The organism is Actinoplanes sp. CA-131856 (assembly GCF_050956135.1).
Classification (GTDB): Bacteria; Actinomycetota; Actinomycetes; order Mycobacteriales; family Micromonosporaceae; genus Actinoplanes.
In genome coordinates, this window is sequence record NZ_CP191849.1 from 8,108,140 (window position 1) to 8,124,954 (window position 16,815).

Below are 16,815 nucleotides of genomic sequence, written 5' to 3' on the forward strand. Positions count from 1 at the left end.
CGACCCTCATCAGAGCCTCAGCCACCCGCCGACCGGATCCTCCGCACGAAGCCCCCTCAGAGCCCCACACCACCAGCCAGCCGGATCTTCGGCACGGGCCCCCATCAAAGCTTCACCGCCTGTCGACCGGATCCTCCGCGCGGGCCTCCAGCGGGCCCCGCACCACCGCGCCGGGCGACCGCCCACTCGCCCTCAGCGTGAGGTGGGCTCGACGGTTCGCTTTCCGCGGCGTTGCGCGGCGTCCGAGTCCGGTGCCGGCGTCCTCGCCGCGGCATCTGCGCGGGAGCGGCGCCTTCCTCAAGTGCCGCGTGCCGCGGTTACGTCCTCTGATCGCGATCGGGTCCGGTGTTTGACTGGCGGCGGGCCCCTTCCCGTCTCCAACCGACAAGCAAGCACGACAGAAAGACAAGCTCGCTTGGCTTTCTGTCAAGCCGGCTTTCCCTCTCATGCCGCGCCCTCAGCCCGGCGTCGGCTCGACGGTTGGTTTTTCCTGCCTCTTTCCGCCGGATGAGGTGAGGGCCGACTCCGCGGTGGACAAGGGGCTCGAGGGACCGGGCTACGTCTTGGCCTGCGCGGTGCGCGGCAGCGAGGTGGGCGCAGTCGGCGACACCGGACGGTTCGGTGAGATCGAAGAATTCGGGGACAGCGCCGAGGTCGGAGATGGCGTCGAGGTGGGAGATGTCGTTGAGGTGGGAGATGGCGTCGAGGTGGGAGGCGGCGTCGAGGTCGGGGACAGCGCCGAGGTCGGAGACGGCGACGAGGTCGAAGACGGCGTTGAGGTCGGGGACAGCGACGAGGTCGAGGGCCTCGGGGAGGCCGGTGAGGTTGGGGAAGTGGGGGACGCCGGGGAGGTTGAGGGAGTGGGGAACGCCGGGGAGGTCGAGGATGTCGGCGATGCCGGGGACACCGGTGGGGCGGGGGACGGATCTGCTGGTCGGAGCAGGGTGAAGGCGACTATCGACACTGCGGCGGCGGCCACGCCTGCGGTCAGGGGCAGCCACCAACGGGCCATCGCGGGGGGCGGGGTGGGGCGTGGTGGGACCGGGGCGGGGCGCAGGCTCTGGGGGGTCACGGTGGCGGCTCGGGCGGACAAGGCCTCGCGCAGGCGCTGTTCCAGGTCGGGTTCGGTCATCTCTCCCCCAGATGGGCGCGGAGCAATGTCAGTGCGCGGTGCGCGGTTGACTTGACGGTGCCGGTGGTGATGCGGAGGGTGGCGGCTATCTCCCGCTCGGAGAGGCCGGACCAGTGGCGCAGGACGATGACCTGTCGCTGGCGGGCCGTTAGCCGGCTCAGTGCTCGGATCACCTCCCGGTCGCCGGTTCCCAGCAGGGCCTCCTCCTCGGCGGCGGGTGCCGGGTCCGGGCGTGGGGGCAGATAGGCGCGGGCGATTCGGCGGCGGCGCAGCGCCGATCGGGCTGCGTTCATGACGGCCGACACCAGGTACGCCTCCGGATCGGCGACCGCGTCCAGTCCGGCGCCGTGACGGCGGTAGAGGCGGGTGAAGACGTCCTGGACTATGTCCTCCGCGGTGGGCAGGTCGTCGACCATGAGCACGGCCAGCCGGACCAGCGGGAGGCGGCGGTCCCGGTACAGCTCGCCGATGGCGTCCGCCGCGGCCGTCGCCGCCGCGACGGCCGGGCCGGCGGTCCCTCGCCTCCAGCGCAGCAGCGATCTGGGCATCGGCAGCACGAAGATCACAAAGGGCCTCGCGATGTGGGTAGGTGCGGCGGGCGGACCGGCGCGCGCCGGGCGGCCGGACCGGCCGGCGCGCGCGACCTCAGGATGTGGTCCGGGTCGAGGAACTCGGCGTCGGGACGGCCGCGGGCGTGCGCCCCGGGGCCGAACGAGACGGTTCGGCGGCCGGCTTCATCTTGGTGGGTGAGAGAGCCGATCCGGCGGCCGGCCTCACCTGGTCGGCGAGGGAGCCGATCCGGCGGCCGGCCTCATCTTGGTCGGCGAGGGAGCCGGTCTGGCGGAGGCGGAGATGGTCGGCTCGGCCGTCGCCCTCCCTGTCGACGCGGAGGGAGCCGGACCGGCGGTCTGGGCCGGCGAAGTGGCCGGCACCGGTGACGAGGTCGAGGTCTGTGAGGACGTCGCGGTCGGCGAGGCAGTCGCGGTTGGCGGGGCAGTGGCGGCCGGCGAGGTCGTTGCGGACGGTGAGCTGCTTGCGGCCGGTGCGGTGGCCGGTGCGGTCGACGAGGTCGGGGCGGGAGTGGGGGTCGCGTCGTCGGCGAAGGCTGCGGCGGCTACCCCGCCGATGGCGACTGCGGCCACGGCTCCGGCGGCGACTGCCACGGCCCGGGTGGATCTGCGCATCTCAAGCTCCAGCACTGTCAGTCGGTGCACTGTCGCCTGGGAGGACGCGCGAGGCGGGAAAAGGTTGGCGGTGCCGCTGTGACCTGCGGCACACCTGCCGTCAGCGGGCTGAGGCCGCCACGAACAGGGCGGTCCGCATGGCCTTCTCGGGCGCCGGGCTGACGCCTGTGAACTGCTCGAACTGGCTCAGCGCCTGGGCCAGCAGCAGGTCGAGCCCGGAGATGACCGCCAAGCCGCGAGACTGGGCCGAGGCCGCCAGCGGCGTCGGCCACGGGTCGTAGATCGCGTCGAACAGCACCGTGCCGGGGCGCCACTCCGCCTCGATCGCCAAGTGGTCGGCCGCGCCCTTGGGGACCGTCGAGATCACCGCGTCCGCCGTCAGCGCCGCCGCCGCGTCCTCCCAGGCATGCCCGGCCAGGCGGATTCCCAGGGCCTCGGCCGCCGGCGCCAGCTCCTCCCGGGCCGACGGGCGGCGGGTCACCACCGCCACCTCCGCGACCCCCAGCGCGGCCGCCGCCGCGAGCGCGGCCCGGGCCGTGCCGCCGCCTCCGAGCACCGTCACCGAGCTCGGGGAAACCGCACCCGCCGATCGGAGCACCCGGATCATGCCCGTGGCGTCGGTGTTGTCCGCGAACCAGGTGCCGTCGTCACGACGTACGAGAGTGTTTGCCGCACCCGTCGCCACCGCAAGCGGCGAAGCCTCCGCCGCCAGGCGGAGAGCCGTCTCCTTCAGAGGCATCGTCAGCGACAGCCCGGCCCACTCCGGCCCGAGGGAGCCGACGAGCTCGGGCAGCCCGAGCTCGTCGACCTCGAACGAGGTGTAGCGCCAGTTCGTCAGCCCCGCCGCCTCGAAGCCGGCCGTGTGGATGACCGGTGAGAGCGAATGGGCGATCGGCTTGCCACAGACGGCGGCCCGGCGTATTTGTTGCACGGCTAAGGAGCCTAGAGGACGCCGGCTTTCTTGGCCTTTTCGATGTTCCTCTCGTGCTCGGCGAACGTCTTCGCGAACGCCGAGTGGCCCTGCTTGTCGATGGCCACGAAGAAGAACCAGTCGCCCTTCGGCGGGTTCAGCGCCGCCTCCAGGGCCGCCTTGCCCGGATTGTTGATCGGCGTCGGGGTCAGGCCCTTCTTGCCGTGCAGGCGGTACGGGTTCTTCGGGTCGTTCAGCTCGACCGTCGTCATCTTGCCGGACGGCTTCGTCGGGCGGCCGGTGAGCTGGTAGTAGTAGTTGATGCCGACGTCGAACTCGAGGCAGCCGCAGGCGATCTCGGGCGTGCCGACGTAAAGGCGGTTGTACGCCACCCGGGCCACCTTGCCGAGGTCGTCCTTGTTGCCCGCCTCAGCCTGGGCGAGGGACGCCACGGTCAGCACCTCGTACGGCGTGATGTTGCGCAGGCTCGTCGACTTGTTGGCGAAGTCGATGTCGCCGGCCACGGTCAGGAAGTGGTTGACCATGGTGCGCAGCATGTCCTCGGCCGACGCCTTGGGGTCGAACTCGTACGTGTCGGGGAAGAGGAAGCCCTCGATCGACTTCGTGATTTTCTGGCCGTCGTCGCGCTTGAACCAGTAGTCCTCGAGCCCGAGCGCCGCGGGATCTTTCGCCGCCTGCTTGAAATCGTCGACCTTTTTGCCGCTCGCCTTGGCCAGGATGTCGTACACCTGGTTGGCGGTCTTGCCCTCGGGGATGGTGACGCCGTTGGAGACGCGCGTCTTGGGGTCGAGCAGCAGCGTGACGGCGTTCTTGGCCGACATCTGCTTCTTCATGTTGTACGTGCCCGACTGGATGTTCTTGCCCTTGGGGTTGGCGTCCGCCTCGTTCACGAAGGCCTTGGTGCTCTTGACCACGTCCGCGTCGACGAGGGTGTTGCCGATGTCGGTCAAGGTCGCGCTCTTAGCGATGGTGACCTGCACCGCGGCGCCGCCGGCGCCGTCGTAGTCGGCGGCGACGAAGAAGTCCTTGACCTTCGTGTAGCCGAAATAGACGCCGCCACCGAGGACGGCGAGCAGGACGAAGGCCATCAGGAACGCGACACCGGACTTACCGCCGCTTTTCTTCCCGCCGCGGGAACCACGGCGATGCCGGGGTCTCCCTTTCTCGGCGTTCTCGTCGAACGCGAGGTCCAGCTCGTCGATCATCTCTGCCTCCGCTGAGCGTCCAGCCAGCCCTGCAGGATCTCCACCGCGGCCGCCTGGTCGACGACCGCCCGCTGCCGTTTGCCACGCACGCCTCGCTCGGCGAGCCTGCGGGTCGCGACCACGGTCGACATCCTCTCGTCCGCGAGGACGACCGGCACACTACCGACCGCCTCCACCAGTCGCCCAGCGTACGCACGAATGTCGATGGCGGCAGGTCCCTCGGCCCCGTTCAGGCGAACCGGGAGCCCCACCACGATCTGCACCACCTCGTGTTCCCCCACGAGGCGGACAAGCTCAGCAATGTCAGCGGGCACGGCATCGTCTGCCGCGCCCATGTCACGGGGCACCGTGACCAGGGGGGTGGCCAGGATCCCGTCAGGGTCGCTGATCGCGACCCCGACGCGCACCTTACCGACATCGACGCCCAGCCGCCTACCCCGCGACAGCGCGCTCACCTGACCACTCCCCGTACCCATCCGACCACCCCGCCGCCGCCCTTAAGCGGACTGAAGGCAGTTTCCGTTAGTTCGCGGTGTCCCCCACCGCCTTCTCCACGGCCGCGAGCAGCGCCGGAACCTGGTCGGCGGGAAGGCCGCCACCCTGCGCGAGGTCGGCGTTTCCGCCGCCCCGGCCGGAGAGCGCACCCTTGACCAGATCGGCCGCCGACAGGCCACGGCCCTTGGCCGCGCTGTTCAGCGCCACGATCAGCGACGCCTTGCCGTTCGAGCGGGCCGCCACCGCGACGACCGCGGGACGAGCCGCGTCGATCTTGCCGCGGATCTCCTGAGCCAGCGTACGCACGTCGTTGCCGGCCGCTCCCTCGGGAGCCTCCGTGCCGACGTACGCCACACCGCGCAGGTCCTTGGCCTGCGACGCGAGCGTCGAAGCCCCGCCCAGCACCATCTGCGCCCGCAGCTTCTCGAGCTCCTTCTCGGCGTCGCGCAGCGCCGTCACGGTCTGCTCGACCCGGTCGGCGACCTGGTCGCCGGGCACCCGGAACAGCTCCGCGAGCCGGGAGACCAGCAGGTGTTCCTTGGCCAGGAAGCCGAACGCGTCGATGCCCACGAGCGCTTCCACCCGGCGTACACCCGAACCGATCGACTGCTCGTTGAGGATCTTCACCAGGCCCAGCTGGCCCGAGCGGTCGACGTGTGTGCCACCGCAGAGCTCACGCGCGTAGTCGCCGACTTCAACCACACGGACCTCATCGCCGTACTTCTCTCCGAACAGCGCCATCGCGCCCAGCCGGCGCGCTTCCTCCTGGGAGGTGAGGAACCAGTGAACTTCGAGGTCACGCAGCAGGACCTCGTTCACCTGCTGTTCCACGTCGTGCAGCACCGCGGGCGAGACGGCCCCGGGGGTGTTGAAGTCGAAGCGCAGCCGGCCCGGCGCGTTCAGCGAGCCGGCCTGGGTCGCCGACTCGCCGAGGAACGCCCGCATGGTCTGGTGGACCAGGTGGGTCGCGGTGTGCGAACGCGAGATCGCCTTGCGGCGGGTCACGTCGATCTCGGCGAAACCCGTCTCGCCCGTACGGACCTCGCCCTGAATGATCCTGGCCTTGTGCACGATGAGACCGGGGATCGGCTGCTGCACGTCGACGACCTCGACCCGCCCGCCGCCGACGTTGATGATGCCGGTGTCGGCCTGCTGGCCACCGCCCTCGGCGTAGAACGGCGTGGTGTCGAGGACCAGCTCGACGAAGTCACCCTCGCCGGCCACCTCGACCGAGCCGCCGCCACCGATGATCGAGCGGACCCGCGACTCGCGCGAGACCTCCTGGTAGCCGGTGAACTCGACCGGGCCACCCTTGTCCAGAGCATTGCGATAGGCCGAAAGGTCCGCGTGGCCCGTTTTGCGCGCGGCGGCGTCCGCCTTCGCGCGGGCCCGCTGGTCGGCCATCAGCCGCCGGAAGCCGTCCTGGTCGACGTCCAGGCCCTGCTCGGACGCGATCTCCAGGGTCAGGTCGATCGGGAAGCCGTACGTGTCGTGCAGCTGGAAAGCCTTGTCGCCGGACAAAGCCGACTTGCCCGATTTGCGCGTCTCATCGATCGCCGTGTCCAAGATCGTCGTGCCCGCGCGCAACGTCGACAGGAACGCGTCCTCCTCCGCGTACGCGTACGTGGAGATCCGCTCGAAGTCCTTCTCCAGCTCCGGGTACGACGGCGCCATGCAGTCCCGCGCGATCGGCAGCAGCTCGGGCAGCGCCTTCTCCTGCCAGCCCAGCAGGCGGATGGCCCGGATCGCGCGGCGCATGATGCGGCGCAGCACGTAGCCACGGCCCTCGTTCGACGGGGTGACCCCATCGCCGATCAGCATCAACGCCGTACGCACGTGGTCCGCGATCACCCGCAGGCGTACGTCGTCCGGGTGTGACTCACCCGCGACGTGACCCGAGTGCGCGCCGTAGCGCTTGCCGGTCATCTCGGCCGCCCGGGCCAGGATCGGCCGGACCTCGTCGATCTCGTACAGGTTGTCGACGCCCTGGAGGATGGAGGCGATGCGCTCCAGGCCCATGCCGGTGTCGATGTTCTTGTTGGGCAGCTCCGAGACGATCGTGAAGTCGGTCTTCGACTTCACGTCGGTGATCTCGTACTGCATGAAGACCAGGTTCCAGTACTCCATGAACCGGTCCTCGTCGACCTCGGGGCCGCCGTCCTTGCCGTACTCCGGACCCCGGTCGTAGAACAGCTCGGAGCAGGGGCCGGCCGGGCCCGGGATGCCCATCGACCAGTAGTTGTCCTTCTTACCGCGGCGGACGATCCGGCTCTCGGGGACGCCGATCGCCTTCCACAGCGAGTACGCCTCGTCGTCGTCGTGGTAGACGGTCGGCCAGATGCGCTCCGGGTCGAGGCCGTATCCGCCCTCGGCCTGCGACTTCGTCGACAGCTCCCAGGCGAGCTTGATCGCGCCCTCTTTGAAGTAGTCGCCGAACGAGAAGTTGCCGTTCATCTGGAAGAACGTGCCGTGCCGGGACGTCTTGCCGACCTCGTCGATGTCCGGCGTCCGGATGCATTTCTGGACGCTGACCGCGCGCTTGAACGCGGGGGTCTGCTGGCCCAGGAAGTACGGCACGAACTGCACCATGCCGGCATTGATGAACAGCAGGTTCGGGTCGTCGATGGCCGGCAGCGGGGCACTCGGCACGACCGTGTGCCCGTTGGCCTCGAAATGCGCCAGATAGCGCCGCTTGATCTCCGCCGTCTTCATCGGTTCCCCTCCTGAGCCTCATCCGGCTCGTCCTCGTACAGCTCACCCTCGGCGAACGCCTGGTGGATCTGCTGCTCCCGCTCGGCCATGCCGTCGCGGACGTCATCCACGAAGCTACGCATCGACTCGACCAGGCCGCCAGCGGATTGCGACAGCGAGGTGGCGATGCCGGACGGTGTGTACTCGTTCGCTTTCTGCGTGAGCTTGCGAACGACGATGGCGCCGACGGCCAAGCCGACGCCCAGCCAGAGCAGGCGCTTCATGGCTTCTTCCTCCGAGTGGGTTTCAGCGGTTGGCTTTGCGGCGGGTCTTGATTTCCGTACGGACGGCGCGGTCCTCGTCGGCGCGACGGCGCGCGGCGGCCGCCTTACGCAGGCCGTACCCGAACGAGGCCACCTTGACGAGCGGGTTCGCGGCGGCCGCGGCGACGACCGTGGACAGGTTGGCCACGTTGGCGGTCACGTGCGCGGCGTGCTCGGTGATCGTGTCGACCTTGGCCAGCTGGACGTTGACACCGTCCAAAGAGACCTGCACCTGGCCGAGCGCCGTGTTCACGTTACGCACCGTGTCATTGACGTCACCCAGCAGCGGCCCGGTCCGGTCGGTCAGGTCATTGATCGCCCTGGTGGCGGCGTCGACCGTACGGCCCAGCTTGAGGATCGGCACGGCCAGCACGATGACGAGCATCAAGAAGGCGCCCGCCGCGATCAGGCCTGCGATTTCTCCGGCGTCCATGAGGCGCTTCTCCCTTACGTGGTCACGGATGGCGAGTCAACGAGCAGACCCTACCGTCCGTGACCGCGAGCCGCGTCACGACGCCGTGGGTGTCGGCTCCAAGAGCGGATCATCCGACAGCACCGGGTCCGGCGTTTCGCCGACGAGCGGGCTCTCCTGCACGTCCGGGTCGCCCCGGGTGTCGGCGATGGCGTTCTGGACCTTGATGCTCACCGTGGACCCGACGCAGTCCTTCGGATCGACCGGCTCGGTGCCGGCCGACGGAATGGTGGCCGGATCCTGAGCGGCGACCTGGTCGACCTGGCACTCGGGAAGCCGGACCCACAGGTCCAAAGTGAACTCGTCTCGCTTCCAGCAGCTGTAGGTGCCCTCGTCCTTGCCGACGGGCTGCTCAGGGCACTCGGCAACCTTCCAGGGCTGCCAGCCGGCGGCGCTGAGCGCGGCGGTGTAGGCCTGGGTGGTCTCGGCGAACGGCTTGGCCGACTGGGCGATCCGCTCCCGGAAGGTGCAGTCCATGAAGCACCAGCGGCTGCCGCTGCTCTGATCGTCCACTTTCTCGGCGGCCCAGGACGGCACGTCGAGCGAGTTGAGCGACCCGAAGACCGGATCGTTGCCGGCGGCCCGAAGCCCGAAGAAGGCGGGAAGAACCAGAAGCACGACAGCGGCCAGAGAGACCAGGGTCACGACACGGAGGCGCCGCTGGGTCCGAAGTTTCTCCCGGAACCCACCGCCGGCGTTGTCACCGGGCTCGGCATCCGCCGTGATGGCTCCCGAGGCAGCGGCCGCGCCGGCCCGAGCCCCCACAACCGGACTGACTCTCGCGCCTTGCGGCGCTCCATCTTCACCCGTCTGACGTACGCCCGGAGCCCCGGCCCGCACATCGGAAGGCCCGCCGCCCACGCGCGCGGCCCCCACCGAAGCCGCTCCCGACGCGGCCCCCACGGAGGCAGATCCGACAGAAGCCGATCCGACCGAGGCAGCACCCACCGAGGCGGCACCCACCGAGGCGGCGCCGACCGACGCTGAGGCTCGCCCACCGACGGAGGCCGAGCCCGCCGCCGGGCCGCCCACCGAAGCAGAACCCGCCGCCGGACCACCCACCGAAGCTGAACCGGCCGCCGGGCCACCCACGGACGCTGAACCCGCAGCTGGGCCAGCCACCGAGGCCGAGCCCGCCGCCGGGCCGCCGCGAGAGGCCGGACCGGGGCCGCCTACCGAGGCAGCGCCGGTCGCCGGGCCACCACGAGGCGCGGGGCCACCGGCACCCGGCCGGCCCACCGGCCCGAGCTTTCGTCCCGGCGACATGCTGCGCTCACCCGGTGCACGCCCACCGCGCGGGAGCTCCCCCGAAGCCTCCGGATCGAAGTCATCCTGCTCATGACGGCCATGCCGCCCGGTCCCGAAGTCGTCATCCCCTTCCGGCCCGTGGCGTCCCGCTCCAGGAATGGGCCCCGACCCGAAGTCGCCGTCCTGCCCATGCCGCCCCGGAATCGGCCCCGACCCGAAATCACCGTCGCCACCCTGCCCACGACGGCCACCGGCCCCCGGAATCGGCCCCGAGCCGTGCTCGTCACCGCCGAACTGCCCCGGCTGCCCCGGAGAGACCGGACCGGCACCGGCGCGTCCGCCCGGCCCCTGGCCACCACGAGGCGCCACCCCGCCGGAGCCCTCGCCCGGGCGCTGTACAACTCCGGAGTTGCCCGCCATGGCTCCGGCCCGCCCGGGAACCGCCGGCGTGCGAACGCCGCCACGCCCCGGCACCACCGGCGGGGCAACGCTGGCCGCCGCCCGCACGGGTCCGGTGCCCGTCTGACCACCCGGCCCAGCACCCATCCGACCGCTCGGCCCAGCACCTGTCTGACCGCCCGGCCCGGCGCCCATCTGACCGCCCGGTCCGACGCCCGTTTGACCGCCCGGTCCGGCACCCATCTGACCGCCCGGCCCGGCACCTGTCTGACTGCCCGGCCCGGCGCCGGCCGGACCCGGGACGCCAGGTCGCTGACCGCCCGGCGGCGGAAGCGCGCGGCTTCCGGCTCGCCCACGCGGCCCACCGGGGCCACGGCCGACTGCACCGGGAGATTCCTCGTCATCCGGACCGGCGTATCCGGGATCGCCGGCACCACCGAAACCCGGCCGTCCAGGGCCACCCGCGCCCGGACCACCGAAACCCGGTCGCCCGGGGCCACCGGAGCCCGGACCACCGAAGCCGCCCCCTGGCGCCGGGGAACGCGGCGCGGCGGACGCGCCGAAGCCACCCGTCTCGTCGGGGTTCGCCCGGCCGCGGGAACGGCGGTCGTCACCAGGGTCGGGAGCACCGTGCCGACCGGAAGGACCTCCCGGGCCCTCACCGCCCGGAGCGCCGTGCCGTCCACTCGGCTGCTCATTGCCGGGCGCGCCGGGCTGACCCGAGCCGCCGTAGGCCGCTCCGGACACCGGACGGCCCGCACCGGCCGAGCCGAGATCCCGGCCCTCGGCACCGCGAGCGCCGAACCCCGGCGCCGGAACCCCGGACACCGGACGGCCCGCACCGCCGAACCCAGGCGCGGGAACACCCGACACCGGACGACCGGCACCACCGAACCCGGACGCCGGCGGTCCGGACACTGGACTGCCGGGGCCACCGGGCTGCGGCCCGTCGGGGCGGAAACGATCACGCCCGCGGACGGGCGGCGAAGAAGTAGGCCGCGACGCCGGCGAGACCGGGCGCGCGGAAGGGATCTCCGGGGCGTTTCCGGAGAGCGGAGTAGCCGGCGACCCCGTAGCGATCGGCCCCGAGGTCATCCCGTCGACACCGTAGGGTCCCGGGTCAGCTTCGGCACCACGCCGCCCGGCCGTGCCCGGCCCTCCGAACGGCTGCTGCGGCCCACCACGTCCCGGCCCGCCCACCGAGGCGGCCCCTCGACCGGCAGGCACACCAGCGCCTGGCCCACCTTGCTGCGGAACCGCCTGGCCCGGAACACCGTGACCAGGCTGCTGACCCCGGCCACCCTCGTGCCCGGCCGGCCCCGGCACAGCACGCCCAGGCCCAGGCTGGCCCGGAATAGCCCGACCCGAAGTTCCACGGCCCGGCATCCCTTGACCGGGCGCGCCGCGCCCGGGACCACCCTGCCCGGGACCACCCTGCCCGGGACCGCCTTGCCCGAGACCGCCCTGCCCGAGACCACCTTGTCCGAGACCGCCCTGCCCGGGACCGCCCTGGCCGGGAGAAACCGGACCGGGTGGCACCTGACCTGGAGGAAGCTGCCCAGGCGTTATCCGCCCAGGTGGGAACTGACCGGGAATCGGCCCGCTCTGCGCGCGGCCCGTCGAACCCGGTCCGCCCGGCTGACGCGGCCCGGGCGGCGACTGGCGCCCCGCCGGTCCGGCCGCGTTGGGTCCACCGGGAATCGGTCCGCTCTGCGTGGCGGTGTTCGGGCCGGCGCCGTGACCACCGACCGGACCAGCCGGAGGAGGTGTGGCGCGGCCGGGGCCGTTGGGCACCGCCGCAGAACGACCTGCGCCCTGAGGACCGCCAGGATTCGCGCCGGTACGACCGGGAGCCACACCAGGACCAGAAGCCGCGCCACGCCCAGGAACGGCGCCAGGACCAGAAGCCGCGCCACGGCCGGGAGCCGCGCCAGGGCCGGGGGCTGCGCCACGCCCGGCGGCCGCGCCTGGGCCGGGGGCTGGCCCGCGGCCGGGAGCTGCGGCGGGGGCGCTGCGGGGTGGGGCCGGGCGGTTCGGACCGGGGGTGGAGTCGTCGTCGTTGTGGTCGAAGCCGGGGAGGGACAGGTCGTCGGGCTGGTCGTCGGGGCCGGGGGCGAGACGTCCGGATTTGCTGTATCTGGTTTCTCCGGCCAAGGTGCCGGGGCCGATCGCGGAGCGCTGCTGCTTGGCCGTGCGCAGGTCGTCGAGCCAGCCGGTCTCTTCCGGCTCCACGACCTCGGGCTCGGCCGGCTCCGGGCGGCCTCGTCCGAACCGGCGGCCCTTGCGCCCGCCGGCCTGCTCGTTGCCCAGGTCAGCGTCGTCGGGCCGTTCGGCACCGCGCGGTGTCACGGTCGTTCCTCTCCGGCGGCAGTGCCGCTGTCGTCGCCCCGGCCGTCCATGGCCTTCGATCCCGGATCGGCCTTTGCTCCCGGATCGGAGAAGGTACCAGGGCCGCCTGTGTGAAGGCTGCCCTCGGCGTCGCTTCCGCCGGCCGGCGTCTGATCCGCGATGGTCGCCGACGAGCGTGCCCCAGAATCGCCCTTCGCACCACCCGCCGCGCGGCGGACCCGGCCCCCCGAAGGTTCAGCTACCGACGTATCCGCAGCTCCGACCCCGTCACCGTCGCTGGAATCGCCCACCGCGGAGGAATCCGTCACAGCCGCATCGGCGGCGGCCACTGCCCCGGCTCGTCGAGACCGGCTCCCCCGGGCCTTGGCTCCACCCTTCCGGCCACCACCGGTAGCCGGCTCAGCACCCTCCGCCGGGGCCGACTCGCCCCGAGGATCCGCGCCACCCGAAGGGCTTCCGCCCTCCACCGGCGCAGACAAAGGGGCAGAAGCGGGCGAAGGGGTAGAAACAGCCGACACCGCCTCGACAGGCACGGCAGACGCAGGCGCGTCGGCCGCAGACGCGGGCGCGGGCGCGGCAGGCGCAGGCGCAGGCGCGGCAGGCGCAGGCTCGGCAAGCGGGGAGGACGGTGAAGCAGGGGGCGCAGAAGGGCGAGGAGCGGCCAGGCCCCGCACGATGCGGCGGAGCTTGGGGACCCGTTCGTTGACCGCTCGTTCGGCGCCGTGGTCGGTGGGACGGTAGTACTCGGCCTCCACCAGGTCGTCCGGCACGTACTGCTGCGTGACCACGCCCCGGCTGTCGTCGTGGGGATAGCGGTATCCCCGCCCGTGCCCCAACCCCCGCGCCCCGGGATAGTGGGCGTCCCTCAAGTGGGTCGGCACCGGCCCTCCCCGGCCCGCCCGCACGTCCGCCATCGCCTCGCCGATGGCCGTGGTCACGGCGTTCGACTTCGGTGCCGTCGCCATGTGCACCACCGCCTGGGCCAGGTTGAGCTGACACTCCGGCAGGCCGATCGTCTGTACGGCCTGGGACGCCGCCGTCGCCACCAGCAGCGCCTGCGGGTCGGCCATCCCCACGTCCTCGCTCGCGAAGATGACGATGCGCCTCGCGATGAAACGCGGGTCCTCCCCCGCCACCAGCATGCGGGCCAGCCAGTGCAGGGCCGCGTCGGGATCGCTTCCCCGCATGCTCTTGATGAACGCGCTCGTGATGTCGTAGTGCGCGTCCCCGTCACGGTCGTAGCGGATCGCCGCCACGTCGACCGCCTTCTCGGCCATGGCCAGGTCGATCTCCGTGACCTGCTGGGCCGCGGCCGAGCCGGCCGCCGCCTCCAGGGCCGTGAGCGCCTTGCGGACGTCGCCGGACGCGAGACGTACGAAATGGTCCTCGGCCTCGGCACTCAGCGTGACCGCACCGCCCAGTCCTCTTTTGTCGGTGACCGCGCGGCGGAGCAGGCCCCGGACGTCGTCGTCGTCCAGCGCCTGGAGGGTCAGCAGCACGCAGCGGGACAGCAGGGGCGAGATAACCGAGAAATACGGATTTTCGGTCGTGGCCGCCAGCAGCGTGACCGTCCGGTCCTCGACCGCGGCCAGCAGCGAGTCCTGCTGGGTCTTGCTGAAGCGGTGGACCTCGTCGATGAACAGCACCGTCGGCGGTCCGCCGGAGCGGCGTTCGCGGCGGGCCGTGTCGATCACCGCGCGGACGTCCTTGACGCCGGCCGTCAGCGCCGACATGGCGACGAACTTGCGGTTCGTGGCCCCGGCGACCAGGTGGGCGATGGTGGTCTTGCCGGTGCCGGGCGGGCCCCACAGGATCACCGACATGGGGCTGGCCCCGGTGACCAGCTGGCGCAGCGGGGCGCCGGGCGCGAGCAGATGTCCCTGGCCGACCAGCTCGTCGAGGTTCGCCGGGCGCATGCGCACCGGGAGCGGTGAGTCGTCAGCCGGTGGGGTCAGCGCGTCGTTTGACGGCGACGGCGGCGGCGACCCCAGGGAGAAAAGCCCGTCCATTTCCATCGGGAAAGACAGTACCGGCCCGTGGTCGCGCGTCCGAAACGCGCTGCCACGGGCCGGTACGCCAGGTCAGCCGCGGCCGGGGCGACGGCCGTAGAAGCGGCGGCCGCTGCCGCTGCCGGAGCCGGCGCGCGGGCCCGAGCCCACGCCGGCCAGGTAGAGCGCGAGCAGCATCAGGCCGAGCGACGCCATGGTGGGGAAGTTGAACAGGTTGGGGGCGCCGAGGTCGGTCTTGAGCAGGTCGAGAAGGAACCAGATGCCGAAGACTACGGCGGCGGCGATGGCAAGCATGTCTATTTCCTCCGGGGGTGAGAGCGCTGCCATGCAGATACCCCGGTGACGCCGGTCACCAAACTCATAGGACATTCACCGCGCGGGCGATGACCAGCGCCGCCGTCACGAGCGCGATCGCCGATTCGAGGGCCATGGCCGCCTTCGCCCAGCGGGTCAGCGGCAGGGTGTCGGTCGGGCTGAACGCTGTCGCGTTGGTGAAGGCGACGTAGAAGTAGTCGAGGAACCGCGGCTCCCAGTCCTTGGCCACCATGTCGGGTGCGGTCATCGGGGGAAAGAGCAGGTCCGGGTACGGGTCGGTGCCGTGCGCCCGCCTCGCCGGGCCACCGCGGTCGAGCTCCCAGAACCAGACGGCGAAGGTGAGCACGTTGATCAGGTAGATGGCGCTGCCGCCGGCCAGCAGCTGGGCCGCCGAGCCGGTGTCGCGGCCGGTGACGATGGTGTGCACCAGCATGCCCACCGACGACGCCGTGCCGAGGCTGGCCACCGCGATCAGGGTGAGGCTCAGCGTCCGCAGGGCGGGGGTGTCGCGGTGGATGCGGCCGGGGTCGGCCGCGAACAGGACGACGCCGAGGGTCAGCTCGACCGCCGGCAGCAGCCAGTGCGGTCCCAGGGTCAGCTTGGCCGGCAGCGTCCACTGGAGCACGATCATCACGGCGATGGCGGCCGCCGCCGGCCAGCGGTGCTCGCCGCGGGTCCGCCGCCGCCAGGCCGGGCCGAGCGCCTCGGTCAGTTTCTCGATCTCGTCGGGCACACGCCCATCATGCGGCCAGTTTGAACAGCAGGACCGTCTCCCACTTGTGCATGTCCGGCTCTTTGGACGGGTCGGTCATCATCATCTCGAGCCGGCAGCCCCACACCTCGCCGGTCGGTGTGGGCTGCATGTCCCAGGCCAGGCCCCGGTCCTGGGCCCAGCCGAGCAGCCGGGCTGTGACGCCCATCAGCTCGTCGGGGTGCCCGACGTGGGTGAGGGTGGCGTAGCGGCCGGCCGGCAGCGTGTCGACGAACATCGGCGAGGCGATCTCGGTGGGCCCCGAGATCGGGATGCCGGCTTCGACGACGAGGTCGGCCGACATGTCGATCACGCGGTAGCGGAAGAACGGGGCGCCCGCGACCGGCACGCCGCGCTCGGCGAGGCGGGCCAGCATGCCGGGCAGGTGGTCGGCGACCCGGGCGAACTCGGTCATCGTGATCGACTCACGGCGCCCCACGTACGGCTGTTCGCCCAGCTCCACGATCTTCGGCTCCATGAGCCCAGTGTCACAGCACCCGGGGGTCAGCGAAACTCGGAGACGGGCCTCAGGCGCGTACGGAGGATGGACCGGGCCAGTGACGTGTCGAGCTTGACGTCCAGCGGCCGGGGGCCCATGCCGGCCTCGGTGCTCAGGCCGACCGGGACGGCGGACTCGTCGAGGCCGTGGGTGCGGGCGACCAGGCGGCCGAAGTCGGCGCGCGAGATGGCCTCGGGGCCGGCCACGTTGATGACGCCGCTGAAACGCGAGTCGGCCAGCTCCAGGATGGCCGCGGCCAGGTCGGTCACGTGGACCGGGCAGCGGATCTCGTCGGAGAACATGGTGCCCTGACGCCGGCCCTCGGTCACCTCCAGCGCGAACCGCACGTGCTTGCTCTCGTCGGTGCCGGCGATCAGGGAGGTCCGCACGATCACGGCGGCCGGCGAGATCGCGGCCACCGCCGTCTCGGCCGCCGCCTTGGCCGACCCGTACTGCGAGACCGGTGTGGGCGCGTCGGCCTCGGTGTACGGGGACGGGCGCCCGGCGTGCAGCGCGTCCGTGGACACGTGCACGATGCGGGCGCCGATCGCGGCCGCCTCGGCGGCCACGGCGGCACCGCCGTCGGCCAGCACCCGCCAGTCGTTGTCGTGCCCGACACAGTTGACGACCAGGCGGGGCAGCACAGCGGTGACCACCGCGTGCACCGCCTTGCGGTCGGTGACGTCGACCGGCACGTGACCGCCGGCCGCGGTGGTGGCCGTGCCCACCACCGCGTGCCCGGCGGCCCGGGCCTGCCGCACGACCTCACTGCCGAGATATCCCGAGGCTCCGACGATCAATGTGCTCATAGG

15 protein-coding genes and 1 pseudogene are annotated in these 16,815 nt (G+C 71.9%); 1 reads left to right on the forward strand and 15 read right to left on the reverse strand.

Annotated features, from left to right (window positions below; all coding sequences use genetic code 11):
• Nucleotides 1-317: 317 nt before the first annotated feature.
• Nucleotides 318-1,001: a hypothetical protein gene (locus ACQP2X_RS37095; protein ID WP_498689940.1), complete on the reverse strand. Its 684-nt coding sequence runs from the start codon at nucleotides 999-1,001 to the stop codon at nucleotides 318-320.
• A 127-nt stretch (nucleotides 1,002-1,128) separates the two neighbouring features.
• The gene (locus ACQP2X_RS37100; RefSeq protein ID WP_498689942.1) at nucleotides 1,129-1,680 is read right to left on the reverse strand and encodes an RNA polymerase sigma factor; all 552 of its coding nucleotides are present in this window, start codon (nucleotides 1,678-1,680) and stop codon (nucleotides 1,129-1,131) included.
• A gap of 304 nt (nucleotides 1,681-1,984) precedes the next feature.
• On the opposite strand from ACQP2X_RS37100, the gene ACQP2X_RS37105 reads away from it, so the two are divergent.
• Nucleotides 1,985-2,398, forward strand: coding sequence for a hypothetical protein (locus ACQP2X_RS37105; protein ID WP_498689943.1), 414 nt, complete (start codon nucleotides 1,985-1,987; stop codon nucleotides 2,396-2,398).
• 18 nt (nucleotides 2,399-2,416) lie between these two features.
• Here ACQP2X_RS37105 and ACQP2X_RS37110 read toward each other — a convergent pair whose 3' ends face one another.
• From ACQP2X_RS37110 to ACQP2X_RS37170, 13 genes and pseudogenes are all read right to left on the reverse strand, one after another.
• The gene (locus tag ACQP2X_RS37110) at nucleotides 2,417-3,247 is read right to left on the reverse strand and encodes a shikimate dehydrogenase (protein WP_498689944.1); all 831 of its coding nucleotides are present in this window, start codon (nucleotides 3,245-3,247) and stop codon (nucleotides 2,417-2,419) included.
• An 11-nt stretch (nucleotides 3,248-3,258) separates the two neighbouring features.
• Nucleotides 3,259-4,452: an endolytic transglycosylase MltG gene (gene mltG / locus ACQP2X_RS37115; protein WP_498689945.1), complete on the reverse strand. Its 1,194-nt coding sequence runs from the start codon at nucleotides 4,450-4,452 to the stop codon at nucleotides 3,259-3,261.
• The gene (gene ruvX / locus ACQP2X_RS37120; RefSeq protein ID WP_360239348.1) at nucleotides 4,449-4,907 is read right to left on the reverse strand and encodes a Holliday junction resolvase RuvX; all 459 of its coding nucleotides are present in this window, start codon (nucleotides 4,905-4,907) and stop codon (nucleotides 4,449-4,451) included. Before ruvX ends, mltG begins: the two co-directional genes overlap by 4 nt.
• A 67-nt stretch (nucleotides 4,908-4,974) precedes the next feature.
• Nucleotides 4,975-7,659 carry an alanine--tRNA ligase gene (alaS, locus tag ACQP2X_RS37125; protein WP_498689946.1) on the reverse strand — a complete coding sequence of 895 codons (2,685 nt, stop codon included), beginning with the start codon at nucleotides 7,657-7,659 and terminating at the stop codon, nucleotides 4,975-4,977.
• The gene (locus ACQP2X_RS37130) at nucleotides 7,656-7,922 is read right to left on the reverse strand and encodes a hypothetical protein (RefSeq protein ID WP_360239354.1); all 267 of its coding nucleotides are present in this window, start codon (nucleotides 7,920-7,922) and stop codon (nucleotides 7,656-7,658) included. Before ACQP2X_RS37130 ends, alaS begins: the two co-directional genes overlap by 4 nt.
• Nucleotides 7,923-7,944: 22 nt before the next feature.
• The gene (locus ACQP2X_RS37135; RefSeq protein ID WP_498653825.1) at nucleotides 7,945-8,394 is read right to left on the reverse strand and encodes a DUF948 domain-containing protein; all 450 of its coding nucleotides are present in this window, start codon (nucleotides 8,392-8,394) and stop codon (nucleotides 7,945-7,947) included.
• 75 nt (nucleotides 8,395-8,469) lie between these two features.
• The gene (locus ACQP2X_RS37140; RefSeq protein ID WP_498689949.1) at nucleotides 8,470-9,078 is read right to left on the reverse strand and encodes a hypothetical protein; all 609 of its coding nucleotides are present in this window, start codon (nucleotides 9,076-9,078) and stop codon (nucleotides 8,470-8,472) included.
• A gap of 2,093 nt (nucleotides 9,079-11,171) precedes the next feature.
• Entirely contained in the window at nucleotides 11,172-11,456 is a 285-nt protein-coding gene (locus ACQP2X_RS37145; RefSeq protein WP_498689951.1) for a hypothetical protein, read from the reverse strand.
• 1,637 nt (nucleotides 11,457-13,093) lie between these two features.
• A pseudogene (locus ACQP2X_RS37150) lies at nucleotides 13,094-14,444 on the reverse strand (replication-associated recombination protein A); the annotation flags it as partial.
• 66 nt (nucleotides 14,445-14,510) lie between these two features.
• Nucleotides 14,511-14,732, reverse strand: coding sequence for a hypothetical protein (locus ACQP2X_RS37155; RefSeq protein WP_097324529.1), 222 nt, complete (start codon nucleotides 14,730-14,732; stop codon nucleotides 14,511-14,513).
• A 64-nt stretch (nucleotides 14,733-14,796) separates the two neighbouring features.
• Nucleotides 14,797-15,486: a hypothetical protein gene (locus ACQP2X_RS37160; protein WP_498689955.1), complete on the reverse strand. Its 690-nt coding sequence runs from the start codon at nucleotides 15,484-15,486 to the stop codon at nucleotides 14,797-14,799.
• Between the two features lie 7 nt (nucleotides 15,487-15,493).
• A complete protein-coding gene (locus tag ACQP2X_RS37165) occupies nucleotides 15,494-15,982 on the reverse strand; it encodes a GyrI-like domain-containing protein (protein ID WP_498689956.1) in 489 nt (162 codons plus the stop codon).
• A gap of 26 nt (nucleotides 15,983-16,008) precedes the next feature.
• Entirely contained in the window at nucleotides 16,009-16,812 is an 804-nt protein-coding gene (locus ACQP2X_RS37170; RefSeq protein ID WP_498689958.1) for an SDR family oxidoreductase, read from the reverse strand.
• Nucleotides 16,813-16,815: the final 3 nt, after the last annotated feature.